Source organism: Citrobacter sp. Awk 4 (assembly GCF_028069725.1).
Classification (GTDB): domain Bacteria; phylum Pseudomonadota; class Gammaproteobacteria; order Enterobacterales; family Enterobacteriaceae; genus Citrobacter_D.
On record NZ_JANEWG010000027.1, the window covers coordinates 30,334 to 49,381 of the forward strand.

Annotated in this window: 15 protein-coding genes; 13 read left to right on the forward strand and 2 right to left on the reverse strand. The window is 52.4% G+C overall.

What is annotated here, in order from left to right; genetic code table 11:
- Positions 1-70 precede the first annotated feature (70 nt).
- A complete protein-coding gene (gene alkA, locus NNO04_RS13040; RefSeq protein WP_271445018.1) occupies positions 71-940 on the forward strand; it encodes a DNA-3-methyladenine glycosylase 2 in 870 nt (289 codons plus the stop codon).
- Here the strand turns inward: alkA and NNO04_RS13045 are convergent.
- Complete coding sequence (locus NNO04_RS13045; RefSeq protein ID WP_271445019.1) at positions 908-4,237, reverse strand: diguanylate cyclase; 3,330 nt, start codon at positions 4,235-4,237, stop codon at positions 908-910. The genes alkA and NNO04_RS13045 overlap by 33 nt on opposite strands.
- Before the next feature lie 340 nt (positions 4,238-4,577).
- Here NNO04_RS13045 and udk point away from each other — a divergent pair, with 340 nt between their 5' ends.
- The 3 genes from udk (at position 4,578) to asmA (ending at position 7,772) form a co-directional block, all read left to right on the forward strand.
- On the forward strand, positions 4,578-5,219 hold the full coding sequence (udk, locus tag NNO04_RS13050) for a uridine kinase (protein WP_271445020.1): 642 nt from the start codon (positions 4,578-4,580) through the stop codon (positions 5,217-5,219).
- Between the two features lie 91 nt (positions 5,220-5,310).
- On the forward strand, positions 5,311-5,892 hold the full coding sequence (gene dcd / locus NNO04_RS13055) for a dCTP deaminase (RefSeq protein WP_162379963.1): 582 nt from the start codon (positions 5,311-5,313) through the stop codon (positions 5,890-5,892).
- 26 nt (positions 5,893-5,918) lie between these two features.
- A complete protein-coding gene (asmA, locus tag NNO04_RS13060) occupies positions 5,919-7,772 on the forward strand; it encodes an outer membrane assembly protein AsmA (RefSeq protein WP_271445021.1) in 1,854 nt (617 codons plus the stop codon).
- A gap of 44 nt (positions 7,773-7,816) precedes the next feature.
- Here asmA and NNO04_RS13065 read toward each other — a convergent pair whose 3' ends face one another.
- On the reverse strand, positions 7,817-9,403 hold the full coding sequence (locus tag NNO04_RS13065; protein ID WP_271445022.1) for a TerC family protein: 1,587 nt from the start codon (positions 9,401-9,403) through the stop codon (positions 7,817-7,819).
- Positions 9,404-10,089: 686 nt separating this feature from the next.
- On the opposite strand from NNO04_RS13065, the gene NNO04_RS13070 reads away from it, so the two are divergent.
- From NNO04_RS13070 to wcaF, 9 genes are all read left to right on the forward strand, one after another.
- On the forward strand, positions 10,090-11,229 hold the full coding sequence (locus NNO04_RS13070) for a polysaccharide export protein (protein WP_271445023.1): 1,140 nt from the start codon (positions 10,090-10,092) through the stop codon (positions 11,227-11,229).
- A gap of 5 nt (positions 11,230-11,234) precedes the next feature.
- Complete coding sequence (gene wzb, locus NNO04_RS13075) at positions 11,235-11,684, forward strand: low molecular weight protein-tyrosine-phosphatase Wzb (RefSeq protein WP_271445024.1); 450 nt, start codon at positions 11,235-11,237, stop codon at positions 11,682-11,684.
- Positions 11,681-13,843, forward strand: coding sequence for a tyrosine-protein kinase Wzc (wzc, locus tag NNO04_RS13080; protein ID WP_271445025.1), 2,163 nt, complete (start codon positions 11,681-11,683; stop codon positions 13,841-13,843). The genes wzb and wzc overlap by 4 nt, the downstream gene beginning before the upstream one ends.
- Before the next feature lie 125 nt (positions 13,844-13,968).
- Positions 13,969-14,811 (forward strand): colanic acid biosynthesis glycosyltransferase WcaA, encoded by an 843-nt coding sequence (gene wcaA, locus NNO04_RS13085; protein ID WP_271445026.1) that lies wholly within the window; start codon positions 13,969-13,971, stop codon positions 14,809-14,811.
- A 2-nt stretch (positions 14,812-14,813) separates the two neighbouring features.
- Positions 14,814-15,302: a colanic acid biosynthesis acetyltransferase WcaB gene (wcaB, locus tag NNO04_RS13090; RefSeq protein WP_271445027.1), complete on the forward strand. Its 489-nt coding sequence runs from the start codon at positions 14,814-14,816 to the stop codon at positions 15,300-15,302.
- A complete protein-coding gene (wcaC, locus tag NNO04_RS13095; RefSeq protein WP_271445028.1) occupies positions 15,299-16,516 on the forward strand; it encodes a colanic acid biosynthesis glycosyltransferase WcaC in 1,218 nt (405 codons plus the stop codon). The genes wcaB and wcaC overlap by 4 nt, the downstream gene beginning before the upstream one ends.
- Positions 16,491-17,702 (forward strand): colanic acid polymerase WcaD, encoded by a 1,212-nt coding sequence (wcaD, locus tag NNO04_RS13100; RefSeq protein WP_271445029.1) that lies wholly within the window; start codon positions 16,491-16,493, stop codon positions 17,700-17,702. The genes wcaC and wcaD overlap by 26 nt, the downstream gene beginning before the upstream one ends.
- A 32-nt stretch (positions 17,703-17,734) precedes the next feature.
- Positions 17,735-18,481, forward strand: a complete 747-nt coding sequence (wcaE, locus tag NNO04_RS13105; RefSeq protein WP_271445030.1) for a colanic acid biosynthesis glycosyltransferase WcaE — start codon at positions 17,735-17,737, stop codon at positions 18,479-18,481.
- Positions 18,482-18,496: 15 nt separating this feature from the next.
- Entirely contained in the window at positions 18,497-19,045 is a 549-nt protein-coding gene (wcaF, locus tag NNO04_RS13110) for a colanic acid biosynthesis acetyltransferase WcaF (RefSeq protein ID WP_271445031.1), read from the forward strand.
- The last annotated feature ends 3 nt before the right edge of the window (positions 19,046-19,048 follow it).

Genomic DNA, 19,048 nt, shown 5'->3' on the forward strand with positions numbered 1-19,048 from the left:
GGGAATATGAAAGCAAGGCGTAACGTGGATAAACCGTTTATGCTGAAGACTCACTGTTAAAGGAGTCACAATGTATACCCTAAGCTGGCAACCGCCGTATGACTGGTCCTGGATGTTGGGTTTTCTCGCCGCGCGTGCGGTTGATGGCGTGGAAACTGTCAGTGCTTCGTCCTACGAGCGAAGTCTGGCTATTGGAGAGCATCGGGGGCTGCTGACCGCGGTACCAGACCTTCAGACGCATATGTTGCAGATTACCCTGAGTCCAGGTTTACAGCCTGTGGCAGCGGAATGTCTGGCGAAAATTGAGCGGCTCTTCGATCTTCGCTGTGACCCGTTGTTAGTGAGTGATGCGCTTGGCGAACTGGGGGCTGCGCGCCCGGGATTACGCCTGCCGGGCGCGGTTGATGCGTTTGAACAGGGCGTACGGGCGATTCTGGGGCAACTGGTCAGTGTGGCGATGGCGGCTAAACTGACCGCGAAAGTGGCCCGCCGTTATGGCGAGACGCTGGAAGATGCTGCGGAATATGTCTGTTTTCCCGGTCCTGAAACGCTGGCGGCTGCCGACCCGGTCGAACTTAAAGCTCTGGGGATGCCGCTCAAACGCGGTGAAGCGCTGATCCATCTGGCGCAGGCGACGCTTAATGGCGCATTAGCGGTCACGCCGCCCTCTGACATCGAGCTCGGCGTCAAAGACCTGCAAACGTTTCCCGGTATTGGTCGCTGGACCGCCAACTACTTCGCGCTGCGCGGCTGGCAGGCAAAGGATATCTTTTTGCCAGACGATTATTTGATTAAACAGCGCTTTCCCGGCATGACGCCTGCTCAGATTCGGCGCTATGCCGAACGCTGGAAACCCTGGCGCTCCTACGCGTTGTTGCATATCTGGTATACGGAGGGCTGGCAGCCGTCAATTAATGGCGAAATAGCTGGTGTTAAGTAGTTGATCCAACGGCTGGGCCTTGGCAATGATATCGCCATACATCAGGTCAATCCCGATGCCGGAAAGCGCATCCATGATTACCGGCGTCTGCACCGGGCCGACAAGTGTTTTGATTCCTAGCCGCTGTGCATTCCCCTGGATGATTGAAACCAGCATTTCGTCCATCAAATTACCGTGCAGGCTGGTGGCGAGTTCGCTTTCAAGCAGCAGATAGTCCGCCATGTGCGGGGTCAGATGGCTGAAGATTTCCAGATCGCGACCGACCTGGCTGAACATTATCCTACATCCCGCCTGGCGCAGTTTTTGAATCGCAGAAGCGGTTTCGGTTGGATGTGTGATCATGACATCGGCTGGCACAACCAGATGCAGCAGACGCGCCGGGAGCGGGCTGTGTTCAAGGTGTGTCAGCAACTCATCGATAAGGGGGGCGCTGCTTAACCCGGCAGCGGAGAAGGGGAGGGCGACGCTCAGCCCTTTGCGGGCAATCGCCGGGGCCGCATGATGGAAAAATTCCTGCAGTACGCGGCGGTCTAGCGCATGATTGAGCGCTGGTTCGACCAATCCTGCGCGGAAGGTCTGCTCTTCCACGACTTCGCCTTCACGGGTGCTCAGGCGTAATGAAATCAACCAGAAACTGCAGGTTTCAGGGATCCGCGGCGATGCCACTCCCTGTGCAATCATCAGCAAAGGATAGTCTTTAATCATTTGCGACTGCTCATCCAGCGACATCATTCCCCGTTCTTTGTGAGTCTCTTGTTGCTGAGGTTCATACACGGTAACGCGACCACGGCCATTGTTTTTGGAGGCGTAACAGGCGATGTCCGCCTGTGACATGACGTCCGTTGCCAGATAATTGCGTTCGTCAATCCGCGTGATCCCAGCGCTGGCGCCAATACGGTGCAGACGCCCTTCCCACATAAAGTGATAGTCGTTGATGGCGTTAATCATTCGCGTTGCGATGAAACGGGCGCTTTCGATATTACAGTCAGGCAGTAGCAGTCCAAACTCATCCCCGCCCAGACGCGCCAGCATGTCGCTGGAACGGATCATACTGAGCATCAGCGCCGAGATCTCACGCAATAACGCGTCACCGGCGGCATGGCCTGCACTGTCGTTGACGGCTTTGAAACGGTCAAGGTCAATAAAGATCAGGGCGTGACGTTGGTGGGCATCGCGAACGGTTTGCAGCAAACGCTTCAGGTGGTTTTCGAAGCTGACCCGGTTCGCGAGGTGGGTCAGAGCGTCATGGGATGCGCTGTAACTGAGCTGGCGCAGCATTTTACGCGACTCGGTGACGTCCTGGATAACCAATACTGACCCAATATTGCCGCCGTCCAGCGTACTGAGTGGGGTAATGCTGTAATGGATATCGTAGTTGCCGCCGCTACGACAATGCAGCACCACATCCTGCTCAATCGCGGAGCGAGACATATCCGCACTGTAGATGTTTTCCATTAACGGGCCGTTGTCGCCAAAGGTAATGCGCAGCACAGTCAGTAACGGCACACCCATTGCGTCTTTTTGCTGCCAGCCACTCATCTTCTCCGCCACCGGGTTCATAAACGTGACGTTCATGTCGACGTCAATACAGACAACGGCTTCCCCGATGGAATCCAGCGTAATGTGAAGACGCTCTTTTTCCTGGTACAGCGCTTCGTTCAGTTGCTTCACCTCGGTCATGTCCATATTGATGCCGAGTAAGCGTTCGACTTCGCCGTCTTTATTCAATACCCGGTTTGCCAGTGAGCGGATATGCCGGATTCCGTCTTTTACCGCAATACGGAACTCCAGTTTGAAGGGACGACGGGCAGCAAGAGCATCACGGATCTCTTTTTCAGCATCGTCGCGATCTTCAGGCAACACGCAGTCATACCAGACTTGCCAGGTGGGTTTTATGTGCGGAGGAATTTCATACAGTTCAAACATCCGTTTATCCCAAAGGTAGACATCAGACTGCAATTCCCACTCCCAGATACCGATACCGCCCGCTTCATTCGCCAGGGTAATTCGCTCCATCAGGCGCTTATTGACCCATTCGGTTTGTTTCAGGTCGTTGATATCTTCAATTTGAGCAATAAAGTAAAGCGGGGTGGTATCGCCATGACGCACCAGTGAGACAGTCAGCAGCGCCCAGACCACTTCTCCATCGCGGGTGTAGTAGCGCTTTTCCATTGAGTAACTGTTGATCTCGCCGCGTACCAGCATATTGAGCTGTTCAAGATCGTTATTGAGATCTTCCGGCCAGGTCAGTTGCTGGAACGTGAGCGCGCGTAGCTCATCCTGGCTATAGCCAAGAAACTGGCACAACGCTTTGTTTGCTTGTAGCCACTGGCCTTCGGTACCCACCAGCGCCATGCCGATAGCGGAGTATTCCATGGCGTTGCGAAAGCGCGCTTCGCTTTCGGAAATATGTTTACGCTCGGTCCGAAACGCATACATCACCATGGTCATCACGTTGGCAGGAATCAGAATCATTACAAACGGCAGCCAGGGGACGTTCGCCATGATGTGGGCTTTGGGTGTTGTGAGCAGCGAAGGATCGGCGGCCATCATTAATGAAACCATCATCACGGTCGCGAGGAAGATTAAAAAGGCTTCCACACGTGGCAGACGTACCGCGCTCCACATCAGTAACACGATGACGCTGGTAAACGGCCACGGCAGATATTGCATTGAGAGCCAACTCAGCACCAGCGTGACGGCCAGAGTAAGCAACGTTTCCAGCAATAAACGCGGATCACGGTGGCGCAACAAATAATGCGGTTTAAACAGCAAACCGAGGGGAACCAGCGCCAGCGCGCCGATGGATTCAGAAAGAACCCAAATAAGAAATGCGTTTAACTGTGCGCCTTCAGGCTCCAGCAGCCAGATGAGGAGCCCACCCACCAGAGGCGGGACCACCGCGCTGCCAATCGCCAGACGGATCCAGTCGTTAAGATTTTGTAATGGGTTGTACCAGGGCAGAAGTTTACGCAGCAATATTGCGCCAATGACGGCTTCGAAAATGTTAATTGCGGTATAGGTAAAGTTCAGCGAGGTGTCAGGGAAAAGCAGCAACGCCGCGCCGAGACTGCCGAGCGAGCAGGAGAGCGCAATACCTGGCCACATGCGCCCCGCGTGACGGTAAAACGCCACCGTCATAATCGAGGTCGGGAACCACAAAGGCGCCAGCTGTGTACCAAAACGCGATAATTCGAGCGAAAACAGCGTAAAGATAAAGGCCACCAGGCCCAAACTGACAATACGCAGTAAAGGGTGGGGTAGGGTAACTAAAACATGTTGAAATTGTTTACTCATTACCGCGTTATCCGAATAGCCCGTACCGTCACGGAACACCCGGACGCGTTAGTTTTTATCTGTGGTTATGCTAGTACAAACAATTGACCATTTACAGGTCAACTGCTCATAAAATGACACGATTAAGTTAATAATTCCTTACGATTGGAAATAATTGCCCTGCCTGATTTAAAGTTGACCATTTTAATTTGCGAAAGGGAAAATGTGGGGCGTAATTTAGCAGCCGCTGCGTCATCTGCTATCTCGACTGGTATCGCGCGCCTGAAATCCCTATAATTGCCGCGTTTGGCGTTTCTACGCCGCCCTCCCTAACATCCAGGTTAATCAGGTCGCTAAATTTATGACTGATCAGTCTCATCAGTGCGTCATTATCGGTATCGCAGGCGCGTCCGCTTCCGGCAAAAGTCTCATTGCCAGTACCCTTTATCGTGAGTTGCGTGAACAAGTCGGTGATGCACATATTGGCGTTATTCCCGAAGACAGCTATTACAAAGATCAAAGCCATCTGTCGATGGAAGAGCGCGTAAAAACCAACTATGACCATCCGAACGCGATGGATCACAGCTTGCTGTTTCAACATCTGCAAACGCTCAAGCGCGGCTGTCCGATTGAACTGCCAGTGTATAGCTATGTTGAACATACCCGGATGAAAGAAACGGTTCGCGTCGAACCGAAAAAAGTCATTATTCTGGAAGGCATTTTACTGCTGACGGATGCGCGGTTACGTGAAGAGATGAACTTCTCCATTTTTGTTGATACTCCGCTGGACATCTGTCTGATGCGTCGTATCAAACGCGACGTCAATGAGCGCGGCCGTTCTATGGATTCGGTCATGGCGCAATATCAGAAAACCGTACGCCCGATGTTCCTGCAGTTTATCGAACCGTCTAAACAGTATGCCGATATTATCGTGCCGCGCGGCGGTAAGAACCGCATCGCTATCGATATTCTGAAAGCGAAAATCAGTCAGTTCTTTGAATAAGCCCAGCGAATTGTGTACCGTTCAGTGATAACCTGGTTCGCCCTTGACGCATCAGGCGTCAAGGGATGGATGCTCAAAAGGAGAAAGCACCATGCGTTTGTGTGACCGAGATATTGAAGCCTGGCTGGATGAAGGCCGTTTGTCGATCAACCCGCGTCCTCCTGTAGAGCGCATCAACGGCGCCACAGTCGATGTACGCCTGGGCAATAAATTTCGCACTTTCAGCGGTCACACGGCAGCGTTTATCGACCTGAGCGGTCCTAAAGCTGAAGTGAGCGCCGCGCTGGATCGCGTGATGAGCGATGAAATCGTGTTGGATGAAGGCGAGGCCTTTTTCCTGCATCCTGGCGAACTGGCGCTGGCGGTGACTTATGAATCTGTTACGTTGCCGCCGGATTTGGTGGGATGGCTGGACGGTCGTTCTTCGCTGGCGCGTCTGGGGTTGATGGTGCACGTCACCGCGCACCGCATTGATCCCGGCTGGTCGGGCTGTATTGTGCTGGAGTTCTACAATTCCGGGAAATTACCGTTGGCGCTGCGCCCTGGCATGTTGATTGGCGCGCTGAGCTTCGAGCCGCTTTCCGGTCCCGCAGCGCGCCCTTACAATCGTCGTGAAGATGCGAAGTATCGCGATCAACAAGGCGCTGTTGCCAGTCGGATTGATAAAGACTAAGCCTGTTCTGATCCATTGAGGATAGCATGAGACGATTTCTGACGACGCTGATGATCTTACTGGTCGTGCTGGTGGCCGGTTTTTCTGCGTTAGTTATGTTGGTAAATCCAAATGATTTCCGCGCGTATATGGTGCAGCAGGTTGCTGCGCGTAGCGGATATCAACTCGAACTGGATGGTCCATTGCGTTGGCATGTCTGGCCGCAGCTTAGCATCCTCTCCGGGCGGATGACCTTAACGGCGCAAGGCGCAAGTGAGCCGTTAATTCGCGCTGACAACATGCGTCTTGATGTCTCTTTGTGGCCGCTTCTGAGTCATCAGCTCAAGGTTGAGCAGGTGATGCTGAAAGGGGCGGTGATCCAACTGACCCCGCAATCGGAAGCGATGCCCAGTAAAGATGCTCCGGTTGCGCCAAAAGACAATAGATTACCGGATATCGCCGAAGATCGCGGCTGGTCGTTTGATATCGCCAGTTTGCGCGTGGCAGACAGCGTGCTGGTTTTCCAGCATGAGAACGATGAGCAGGTCACGGTTCGCGATATCCACCTGCAAATGGAGCAGGATACCCAACATCGCGGTTCGTTCGAGTTTTCCGGACGCGTCAATCGCGACCAGCGCGATCTCAACCTCGCCCTCAATGGTACGGTTGATGCGTCTGATTATCCGCATAATCTTGCGGCTTCGATTCAACAGTTCACCTGGCAATTGCAAGGGGCCGATCTACCTAAACAGGGGATTCAGGGGCAAGGGCAATTACAGGCACAGTGGCTGGAAGAGGAAAAAAGACTCTCTTTTAGTCAGCTCAATTTGACCGCCAATGACAGCACGCTCACCGGAAAAACAGAGATAACACTCAATGATAAACCGGAATGGGTGATTGACCTTCAGTTTGGCAAGCTGAATCTTGATAATCTTCTCCCGCGCGCTGAAGAGGCACCAGGCACAAACGGTATTGCGCAGCAGGGGCAGAGCCAGCCAACGCTCGCGAGACCGGTTATCTCATCCCGGATTGACGAACCGGCTTACAATGGTTTGCACAGTTTTTCTGCGGAGATCTCGTTGCAGGCTGCCGATGTCCGTTGGCGGGGAATGGAATTTACCGACGTTGCCGCCAAAATGTCGAATCAGTCAGGGCTGCTGAATATCGAAACGCTACAGGGGAAACTCGATGGCGGTCTGGTTTCGCTGCCGGGCGAACTGGATGCCAGGGCGCAGGAGCCGGAGGCGGTATTTTATCCTCGTCTTGAGAATGTTGAGATTGGAACCATTCTTAAGGCCTTTAATTACCCCATCTCTCTGAGCGGGAAGATGTCGCTGACCGGGGAGTTTTCTGGCGCGGATATTGATGCTTGGGCGTTTCGTCACAGCTGGCAGGGTCAGGCGCGTGTCGAAATGAACGACACGCGCATGGAAGGGATGAACTTCCAACAGCTGGTACAACAGGCCGTGGAGCGGAACGGCGGCGATGTGCAATCACAGCAAAGCTTCGATAACGCCACGCGTCTGGATCACTTTGAGAGCGATGTCACGCTCAGAAAGGGTGAGTTGACGCTCAACGATATGCAGGGGCAATCCTCGCTGTTGGCGCTTTCTGGCAAAGGGACGTTGGATCTTATCGATCAGACCTGTGACACCGAGTTTAATATTCAGGTACTCGACGGCTGGACAGGGGACAGTAAACTGGTCACTTTCTTGCAAGAGACGCCGGTTCCGCTCAGGGTTTATGGGAACTGGGATTCACTGAATTACACCCTAAAGGTAGACCAGGTCTTGCGTAAACATATGCAGGATGAAGCGAAACGTCGGCTCAACAACTGGGCGGATCGCAATAAAGATAGCCGCAACGGTAAAGACGTGAAGCAGTTGCTTGATAAGATGTAAGCATTGACCGGATGGCCTCTATTTTGCGGGCCATCCGGTTATCATCACACCTCGTAGTCCAGATCTTCCTCATCATGACGTAGCGGAATCAACTGCACCTTTTGCACCCGGTGGCTTTCGACCTGTAGCGTTTTTAACAGATAATCGCCGACCTGGACTTCTTCACCCGGTTTCGGTACCCGTTGTAGATATTCCATCAGCAGCCCGGCGATAGTGTGGTATTCACGTTTCTCGTCCAGCGGCAACGGGACATACTGCACAAGGTCTTCCAGCGGCATGTGGCCATTGGCAGTCCAGGAGCCGTCCGCGTTCTTCTGAATGTCGTGACGGGCGTCGATCTCCTCGACTTCATTGGGCAGGTTCCCGGCAATCGTCTCCATCACATCACTGAGCGTGACAATCCCTTCGACAGAACCAAACTCATCCACCACAAAAGCAAAGTGGGTGCGCGCATTACGGAATTGCTCCAGGGCGGGGAGCAACGGCAGCGTTTCCGGGAACACCAGCGGCTGACGGATCAGCACCCGCAGGTCGAGCGGCTCGCCACGCAGCGATTGCTGCAACAGATCGATGACATGCACCACGCCAAGCAGATCTTCTTGCTCATTTTCTGCGGTGACCACCAGACGGGTATGCTGATTTTTCTCCAGCAAGGCGCGGACGTCTGCTTCGGGTGCGCTGAGATCGATATGCTCAATATCGTGACGCGAGGTCATGATACTGCTGACCGTACGTTGATTCAGGTTCAGCACCCGCTCAATCATCCGCCGCTCTTGCGGGTTGAAGATTTGTTGGTTGCCGTGATCTGCCAGCATTGAGGCGGTTTGTGCATCCAGTTCTGCGTCTTCTTTTTGTCCGCTCAGCAGGCGCATGACCGCCTCTGTGGTGCGCTGGCGCAAGGTATGGTTCGCGGAAAGAAAGCGACGGCGGTTAAAAATAGCCAGTTGGTTAAGGGCCTCTATCATTACCGAGAACCCGATGGCGGCGTACAGATAACCTTTCGGAATGTGGAAACCAAACCCATCAGCGACAAGGCTGAACCCGATCATCAACAAGAAGCTGAGACACAGAATAACAATAGTGGGGTGGCTGTTAACAAAGCGCGTCAGGGATTTGCTGGCGAGCAGCATCAGGCTAATGGCGACAATCACGGCGGCCATCATGACGGCGAGGTGATCGACCATCCCCACGGCAGTGATGACCGAATCGAGCGAGAAGATGGCGTCCAGTACCACGATTTGCGCCACCACACCCCAGAATTTCGCCCCCTTCCGCTGCGTGGGATTATCGCTGTCTTTCCCTTCCAGCCTCTCGTTCAGCTCCATAGTGGCTTTAAACAGTAAGAAGAAGCCGCCAAACAGCATAATCAGGTCACGTGCGCTGAAACTCAGCTCATGCACACTGAAGAGGGGAGTGGTTAAGGTGACCAGCCACGAGATTGACGCCAACAGCAGCAGGCGCATGGTCATTGCTAACAGCAGCCCGGTGACGCGCGCACGGTCACGCTGCGCCGGAGGCAGTTTCTCTGCGAGGATAGCAATAAAGACCAGGTTATCAATGCCGAGGACTAACTCAATCACAATGAGCGTGACAAGTCCGGCCCAGATTGACGGATCGGCAATCCATTCCATAGTAAACGTAATACCCCTAATGATATGACAATTGTCACAATTTGATCATGGATAAAGCTGGGCCAAATTGCAATGCCGCAACGCGATTTCTCTTCCTTTTATATCAAATGACGGCGGCGAAAAATTGACGTCAAAATAACCACACTGTTTTCGCAGTGAAAGCATAGAGTGCTAAATTATATTTAGGAAATATCGCAGGTAGTTGGCCGAAATAAATATTGTCAACATCAATAAAATCCTAAAATTATAAACGAGTAAGCCTTAATATTAATCTTAAAAAGAGTAAGGTACAGACTTGTTACCTTGCCTGCTATTACGTTAGCTGCAACAATTCTGGCAGCATTAACAATAAGCAATAAAATATTCTTTAGCGACGCAGCAGATGCTGTCTGTTCTTTATTATTTTCCGTGCTGTTGCTCCGTTGGCAAGAATATGAAAGTAAAGAGGATTGTAAAAACATAAATGAATCAGTGCATTGGTAGCTAAAAAGCCAGGGGCGGTAGCGTGCCTGGCTGCCTGAAGACGAGCCTCAATTATTCTGTCAATAGCCTGTGGACGAAAGCCGATTTTTTAGGACTGATGCCAGTTAAATTTTTATTCAATTAACTGCAAGGTAAATATGAACAGGTAAAGTCGCTATTTAAATTGCACAGGATAATTACTCTGCCAAAGTGATAAATAATCAATGATGAAATCCAAAATGAAATTGATGCCATTATTGGTGTCGGTAGCCCTAATCAGTGGGTGCACAGTACTTCCGGGCAGCAATATGTCTACGATGGGAAAAGATGTCATCAAACAACAGGACGCTGATTTTGATCTCGACCGAATGGTGAATGTCTATCCGTTAACGCCGCGTTTGGTTGAACAATTACGTCCGCGACCCAACGTGGCGCAACCCAATATGTCGTTAGACCAGGAGATCGCCAGCTACCAGTACCGGGTCGGTCCTGGCGACGTGCTGAATGTGACCGTCTGGGACCACCCGGAACTGACCACGCCGGCGGGGCAATATCGCAGCTCCAGTGACGCCGGTAACTGGGTGCAGCCTGATGGCACCATGTTTTATCCCTACATTGGCAAAGTCAGCGTGGTCGGAAAAACCTTGGGGGAAATCCGCAGTGATATTACCGGGCGCTTAGCGAAGTACATCGCTGACCCGCAGGTGGACGTTAATATCGCCGCTTTCCGCTCGCAGAAGGCGTATGTCTCCGGGCAGGTGAATAAATCGGGCCAGCAGGCGATCACCAACGTTCCTCTGACCGTCCTCGACGCCATTAACGCCGCTGGGGGGCTGACGGACGCCGCCGACTGGCGCAATGTGGTGCTGACCCATAAAGGGCAGGAGCAGCGCATTTCCCTGCAGGCGTTGATGCAAAACGGCGATCTCAGCCAAAACCGACTGCTGTACCCCGGAGACATCCTGTTTGTGCCACGCAACGACGATCTGAAAGTCTTCGTGATGGGCGAAGTGAAGAAACAGAGCACGCTCAAAATGGACTTCAGCGGTATGACGCTGACCGAAGCGCTGGGGACTGCGGAAGGTATCGACCTGACGACCTCCAACGCCAGCGGCATCTTTGTGATCCGTCCTTTGAAAGGCGAGGGTGGGAGTAACGGCAAGATTGCCAATATCTATCAGCTTGATATGTCCGATGCTACCTCTCTGGTGATGGCGACGGAATTCCGTCTGCAACCGTACGACGTGGTGTATGTCACGACCGCGCCGGTGGCTCGCTGGAACCGTCTGATCAATCAGTTGCTGCCGACCATTAGCGGTGTCCGTTACATGACGGATACGGCCAGCGACATTCACACCTGGTAATCGTCATGTTTAACAAAATCTTAGTGGTCTGCGTGGGGAACATTTGCCGTTCCCCAACGGCAGAACGTTTGCTGAAAAGTTATCACCCCGCGCTGACGGTGGAATCTGCCGGTTTGGGGGCGCTGTCTGGTCATGGGGCCGACCCGTCGGCATTCAGCGTCGCGAAGGCGCATAACCTCTCTCTGGAAGGGCACTGCGCGCGGCAGATTTCTGGCCGTATGTGTCGTGACTACGACCTGATTCTGACTATGGAGAAACGTCATATTGCCCGCTTGTGCGAGATAGCGCCGGAGATGCGCGGCAAAGTGATGCTGTTTGGTCATTGGGATAGTGAACGTGAAATACCCGATCCGTATCGCAAAAGTCGTGATGCGTTTGAAGCGGTGTACTCACTCCTTGAACGGTCTGCCCGCCAGTGGGCGCAGGCACTGAATGCAGAGCAGGGAAAACAATGACAGAAAAAGTAAAACAGGCTGCGGCACCGGTAACGGGCAATGATGAGATTGATATCGGTCGTCTGGTGGGGATCGTTATTGAGGCGCGTTGGTGGGTTCTGGGCATCACGGCGGCGTTTGCGCTGTGCGCCAGCATTTACACTCTTTTCGCTACGCCTATCTACAGTGCCGATGCGTTGGTACAAATTGAGCAAAATAACGGCAACTCGCTGGTCCAGGATATTGGCTCGGCGCTGTCGAATAAACCGCCAGCGTCAGACGCAGAAATCCAGCTTATTCAGTCGCGGCTGGTGCTGGGAAAGACAGTGGACGATCTGAACCTGGATATCGCCGTCACCAAAAACAGCTTTCCGCTGTTTGGCACCGGCTGGGATCGCCTGATGGGGCGTCATAACGACACGGTAAAAGTGACCACGTTCACCCGCCCAAAGGAGATGAATGAGCAGGTGTTTACCCTGCGCGTTCTGAGCGACAACAGCTATGAACTGACCAGCGACGGCGGTTTTAGCGCACGGGGTCAGGTGGGACAATTGCTGAGCAAAGAGGGCGTTACCCTCAACGTTAGCGCAATTCAGGCCGCGCCAGACAGCGAATTTACGGTGACGAAATTCTCCACTCTGGGGATGATCAACACGTTGCAAAACAACCTGACGGTGACGGAAAACGGGAAAGATACTGGCGTATTAAGCCTCAGTTTTACCGGGGAAGACCGGGATCAGATCCGCGACATTCTTAACAGCATCACCCGCAACTATCTGCAGCAAAATGTTGCGCGCAAATCCGAAGAGGCGGCCAAAAGCCTGGTGTTCCTGGCAAAACAGTTGCCTGAAGTGCGTGGTCGTCTGGATATCGCTGAGAACAAACTGAACGCCTTCCGCCAGGATAAAGATTCGGTCGATTTACCGCTGGAAGCGAAAGCGGTGCTGGATTCGATGGTCAACATCGATGCCCAGTTGAACGAACTGACGTTCAAAGAGGCGGAAATCTCCAAGCTGTACACCAAAGCGCATCCGGCTTACCGCACATTGCTGGAAAAACGCAACGCGCTGGAAGAGGAAAAAAACAAGCTAAATGGCCGCGTGACGGCGATGCCGAAAACGCAGCAGGAAATTGTGCGTCTGACGCGTGACGTGGAATCCGGTCAGCAGGTTTATATGCAACTGCTGAATAAACAGCAGGAGCTGAAAATCACGGAGGCCAGCACGGTAGGCGATGTCAGGATCGTCGACCCGGCCATCGCGCAGCCCGGTGTGCTGAAACCGAAGAAAGCGCTGATTATCCTCGGCAGTATTATTCTCGGCCTGATGCTTTCCATCGTTGGCGTTCTGCTGCGCGCACTGCTTCACCGTGGCATTGAAAGCCCGCAGGTGCTGGAAGAGAACGGGATCAGCGTCTATGCCAGCATTCCACTGTCTGAGTGGCAAAAAGCGCACGATAACGTCAAAACCGTGAAAGGCGTTAAGCGCTACAAGCAGAGTCAGTTGCTGGCGGTGGGCAACCCCACTGATCTGGCGATTGAAGCGGTGCGTAGCCTGCGTACCAGTCTGCACTTCGCCATGATGCAGGCGCAAAACAATGTGCTGATGCTGACGGGCGTGAGTCCTTCCATCGGCAAAACGTTTGTCTGCGCCAACCTTGCGGCGGTTATCAGCCAGACCCATAAACGCGTACTGCTGATCGACTGCGACATGCGCAAGGGCTACACCCATGAGCTGCTTGGTACCAATAATGTGAATGGGCTGTCCGATATTCTGGCGGGAAAAGGGGAGGTCGCCAGCAGTGCGAAGCCGACCTCCATCCCCCATTTCGATCTTATTCCGCGTGGGCAAGTCCCGCCCAACCCCTCCGAGTTATTGATGAGCGAACGTTTCGGCGAGCTGATTCGCTGGGCCAGCGCGAACTATGACCTTGTGTTGATTGATACGCCGCCGATCCTCGCGGTGACTGACGCCGCGATTGTGGGGCGTCATGCCGGTACCACGCTGATGGTGGCGCGTTACGCCGTCAACACGCTGAAAGAGGTGGAAACCAGCCTGAGCCGCTTTGAACAAAATGGGGTTCCGGTCAAAGGCGTGATCCTCAACTCCATATTCCGCCGGGCCTCCGGGTACCAGGATTACGGTTACTACGAGTACGAATACACGTCGGATTCAAAATAAAAAATCGTGAGTGGCCTGCTAATTCATAAGCAAAGCGCCATCAGGCATAGCTGCCGGATGGCGGCGTAAACGCCTTATCCGGCCTGCACGCTGTGCCATCAGGTAATACTTCTTGGAAAATGAGCATGAAAACAGACAATCCATTGATTTCAATTTATATGCCAACCTGGAATCGGCAACAGCTCGCCATCCGGGCGATTAAATCGGTCTTGCGTCAGGATTACCGTCACTGGGAGATGATAATCGTGGATGATTGTTCTACCTCGTGGGAACAGTTGCAGAAATTTGTTGAAGAGCTGAATGATCCTCGGGTGCGTTATATTCACAACGACGTCAATTCCGGCGCCTGCGCCGTGCGCAACCAGGCCATCATGCAGGCCAATGGCGCCTACATTACCGGGATTGATGATGATGATGAATGGACGCCGAACCGTCTCAGCGTCTTCCTTGAACACGCGCATCAACTGGTAACGCACGCCTTTTTATATGCCAATGACTATGTCTGTGAGGGGGAGGTCTACTCGCAGCCTGCCAGTTTGCCGCTGTACCCCAAATCGCCGTACTCGCGCCGCTTATTCTACAAGCGCAACATTATTGGCAATCAGGTGTTTACCGGGGCGTGGCGTTTTAAAGAGTGCCTGTTCGATACGTCGCTTTCGGCGGCGCAGGATTATGACATTTTTCTGCGCATGGTCGTCGAATACGGCGAGCCGTGGAAAGTAGAAGAAGCGACGCAAATTTTGCACATCAATCACGGCGAGATGCAGATCACCTCATCGCCGAAAAAATTCTCCGGCTACTTTCACTTTTACCGCAAGCACAAAGACAAATTCGACCGGGCCAGCAAAAAGTACCAGCTGTTTACGTTGTATCAGATCCGCAACAAACGCATGACATGGCGCACGTTGCTGACGCTCCTTTCCGTACGCAACGGCAAACGTCTGGCTGACGGACTGCGGGGGCGCTAAGCATGCTGGAAGATTTACGCGCAAACAGCTGGAGCCTGCGTCCGTGCTGCATGGTACTGGCGTATCGTGTCGCCCATTTCTGCTCCGTCTGGCGCAAAAAGAACGTACTGAACAATCTGTGGGCAGCCCCGGTACTGGTGCTGTACCGCATCATTACCGAAGGTTTTTTCGGTTATGAAATACAAGCAGCAGCCACCATTGGCCGCCGATTCACCATTCATCATGGTTATGCGGTGGTGATTAACAAGAATGTGATCGCGGGCGACGATTTTACCCTTCGCCACGGCGTCACTATCGGGAATCGCGGTGCTGACAATATGGCCTGTCCGGTGATTGGCAACGGCGTGGACCTGGGCGCCAATGTCATTCTGCTCGGCGGCATCACCATTGGTCACAACGTGACGATTGGCGCAGGCAGCGTGGTGCTCGACAGCATCCCGGACAATGCGCTGGTGGTGGGCGAGAAAGCGCGCGTGAGGGTCATAAAATGAACATTCTGCAATTTAATGTGCGGCTGGCGGAAGGCGGCGCGGCGGGCGTGGCGTTGGATCTTCACCAGCGCGCGTTACAAAAAGGGCTGACCTCTCGTTTTGTGTATGGCTATGGCAAAGGCGGCAAGAAAAGCGTTAGCCATCACCACTACCCGCACGTCATCAAGCACACGCCGCGTCTGACCTCGATGGCGAATATTGCACTGTTTCGTCTGTTCAATCGCGATCTGTTCGGCAATTTGAATACGGTGTACCGCAGCGTAACCCGCACTCCGGGCCCCGTGGTGCTGCACTTTCATGTGTTGCACAGCTACTGGCTGAATCTTGCCGGGGTGGTGGCATTCTGTGAAAAGGTCAAATACCACAAACCCGACGTGACGCTGGTGTGGACGCTGCACGATCACTGGAGCGTCACCGGGCGTTGCGCGTTTACCGACGGCTGTGAGGGGTGGAAGTCGGGCTGTCAAAAATGCCCAACACTGAGTAACTATCCGCCGGTCAAGGTGGATCGCGCGCATGAACTGGTGGACGAAAAGCGCCAGTTGATTCGCGAAATGTTGGCGCTGGGCTGCCAGTTTATCTCTCCCAGCCAGCATGTGGCGCAGGCGTTCAATAGTCTGTATGGCGCAGGACGTTGCCGGGTCATCAATAACGGTATTGATGTAGCAACCGAAGCGATTCTCTCAACGTTGCCTCCGGTCGTTGAAACCCAGGGCTGTCCGAAAATTGCTATTGTCGCGCACGACTTACGTTATGACGGTAAAACCAATCAACGGCTAGTCCGTGAGCTGATGGCGCTGGGCGACAAGGTGGAACTGCACACCTTCGGTAAGTTTTCGCCGTTTGCCGGGGCAAACGTCATTAACCACGGTTTTGAAACGGATAAAGGGACGCTAATGAGTGCCCTCAACCAGATGGATGCGTTGCTGTTCAGTTCCCGGGTCGACAACTATCCGCTGATCCTCTGCGAGGCGCTGTCCATCGGCGTGCCGGTTATCGCGACTCACAGCGAGGCCGCACGGGAAGTCTTGCAAAAATCAGGGGGGAAAACCGTCTCCGAAGAGGAGGTAATACGGCTGGCGCAGTTGAGCAAATCAGCGATCGCGAAGGCGGTATTCGGCACTACGCTTGCCGCGTTTCGTGAACGTAGCCGCGCGGCGTACAGCGGAGATCAGATGCTGGAGGAGTATGTCTCGTTCTATCAGAATCTGTAGTTATCTGCTGCTACCGCTTATCTATCTGTTGGTTAACGTTAAAATTGCGCAGCTGGGCGAAAGTTTTCCCATCACCATCGTCACCTTTCTGCCGGTTCTGCTGTTGTTGTTTGTGGAACGCATCAACCTCAAAAAACTGATGATAGCGTTAGGCATAGGGGCAGGGCTGACGGCGTTTAACTATCTGTTTGGTCAGTCGCTGGATGCCAGCAAGTACGTGACGTCAACCCTGCTGTTTGTCTATATCGTCATCATTATCGGCATGGTATGGAGTATTCGCTTCAAAACGATTTCACCGCACAACTACGGTAAGATCCTGCGTTTTTTCTACCTGGTGGTGGCACTGGTCGTGCTGCTCGCCGCAGCCGAAATGGCGCAGATCATTCTCACCGGCGGCAGCAGTTTAATGGAAGGAATTTCGAAATATCTTATTTACAGTAATAGCTATGTTCTGAATTTTATTAAATTCGGCGGTAAGCGAACGACTGCACTGTATTTCGAGCCCGCATTTTTTGCTCTGGCGTTAATCTCAATTTGGCTCAGCATCAAACAGTTTGGTATCAAAACACCTAAAACTGATGCTATGATTCTGGCAGGGATAATATTATCAGGATCGTTTTCAGGGGTAATGACATTTATTCTGTTTTACTTACTGGAGTGGGCATTTCAGTATCTGAATAAGGACGCGATAAAGAAAAAATTGCCACTGGCGATAATCTCATTAGCTGTGTTTTTGGTCGGGTTGATATTTGCATTTCCTTACATCTCGACCCGCCTTGGTGATTTAGGTACTGAAGGTTCATCATCGTATTATCGTATTATCGGTCCGTTAGTGATGGTGGGTTATTCGTTGAGCCATATTGATGGTGTTATCAGATTTGGCTCACTTTATGAATATGTTGCATCATTCGGAATTTTTAACGGTGCAGATGTCGGTAAAACAATAGACAATGGGTTGTATCTGCTGATTATTTATTTTTCCTGGTTCGCGGTGTTATTGACGCTGTGGTACATGTGGAAAGTCTTAAAAATGACATTGAATGCGTTTGGCGATAATCAGAATTTTCGGGTGCAGCTTTATCTTTTTACACCGCTGTCACTGTTTTTTACCGGTTCGATATTCAGTCCGGAATATGCATTTTTAATTGTGTGTCCGTTTATTTTGCGTAAAGCGCTTAGCGTCTGAGTCATCAGGCGTAATGTTACGAGGTCATTCACATGTTGCTCAGTATTATCACCGTCGCCTTTCGTAATCGGGAAGGTATCGTCAGAACGCATGCGTCATTAACGCATCTGGCCCAGGCGAACGATATCAGCTTCGAGTGGATCGTGGTGGATGGCGGTTCAAACGACGGAAGCCGTGAATTTCTCGAAAACCTGAACGGGGATTACCACTTACGCTTTGTCAGCGAGCCGGATAACGGTATCTATGATGCGATGAATAAAGGGATTGAGATGGCGCGCGGCCGCTTTGCGCTGTTCCTCAACTCCGGCGATATTTTTCATCCGCAGGCCGCCCGTTTCGTCCGCCAGCTGCAATCACAAAAAGATGACCGGATGATTATCGGCGATGCGCTGCTGGATTTTGGCGACGGTCATAAAATAAAACGTAGCGCGAAACCCGGTTGGTATATTTATCACAGCTTACCGGCAAGTCATCAGGCGATATTTTTTCCGGTGAGTGGTCTGAAAGTGTGGCGATATGATCTGCAATATAAGGTTTCTTCCGATTATGCGCTGGCCGCCAAAATGTATAAGAGCGGATACGCCTTTAAAAAACTGAACGGCCTGGTATCGGAATTTTCAATGGGTGGAGTGTCCACTACGAATAATCTGGAATTATGCCGGGATGCGAAAAAAGTACAGCGTCAGATTTTACGCGTGCCAGGTTTTTGGGCTGAATTGTCATGGCATTTACGCCTGCGCACAACGGGTAAAACGAAAACCTTATATCACAAAACGTAAATATAAGGAGATGTGATGCAGGACCTCAGTGGTTTTTCTGTGCCAAAAGGGTTCAGGGGCGCCAGTGCAATCAAAGTACAATTATGGTGGGCGGTACAGGCGACATTATTTGCGTGGTCGCCACAGGTAATGTATCGCTGGCGCGCCTTTTTATTACGCTTATTCGGCGCAAAAATAGGAAAAAACGTAGTCATCCGTCCATCCGTTACCATTACATACCCGTGGAAATTAACTCTGGGGGATTACGTCTGGCTCGGAGATGACGCGGTTTTATATACGCTGGGTGATATTACGATAGGTGCGCATTCTGTTATTTCGCAGAAAAGTTATTTATGCACCGGTAGTCACGATCACCGCAGTCAACATTTTGATATTAACGCCACACCCATTGTGATTGGCGAGAAATGCTGGCTGGCGACGGATGTTTTCGTTGCCCCTGGCATCACCATCGGCGACGGCACCGTGGTCGGTGCGCGCAGCAGTGTTTTTAAATCGCTACCGGCAAACGTGATTTGTCGTGGCAATCCGGCAGTGGTGATACGCGAACGCGTTCAGGCTGAATAATTT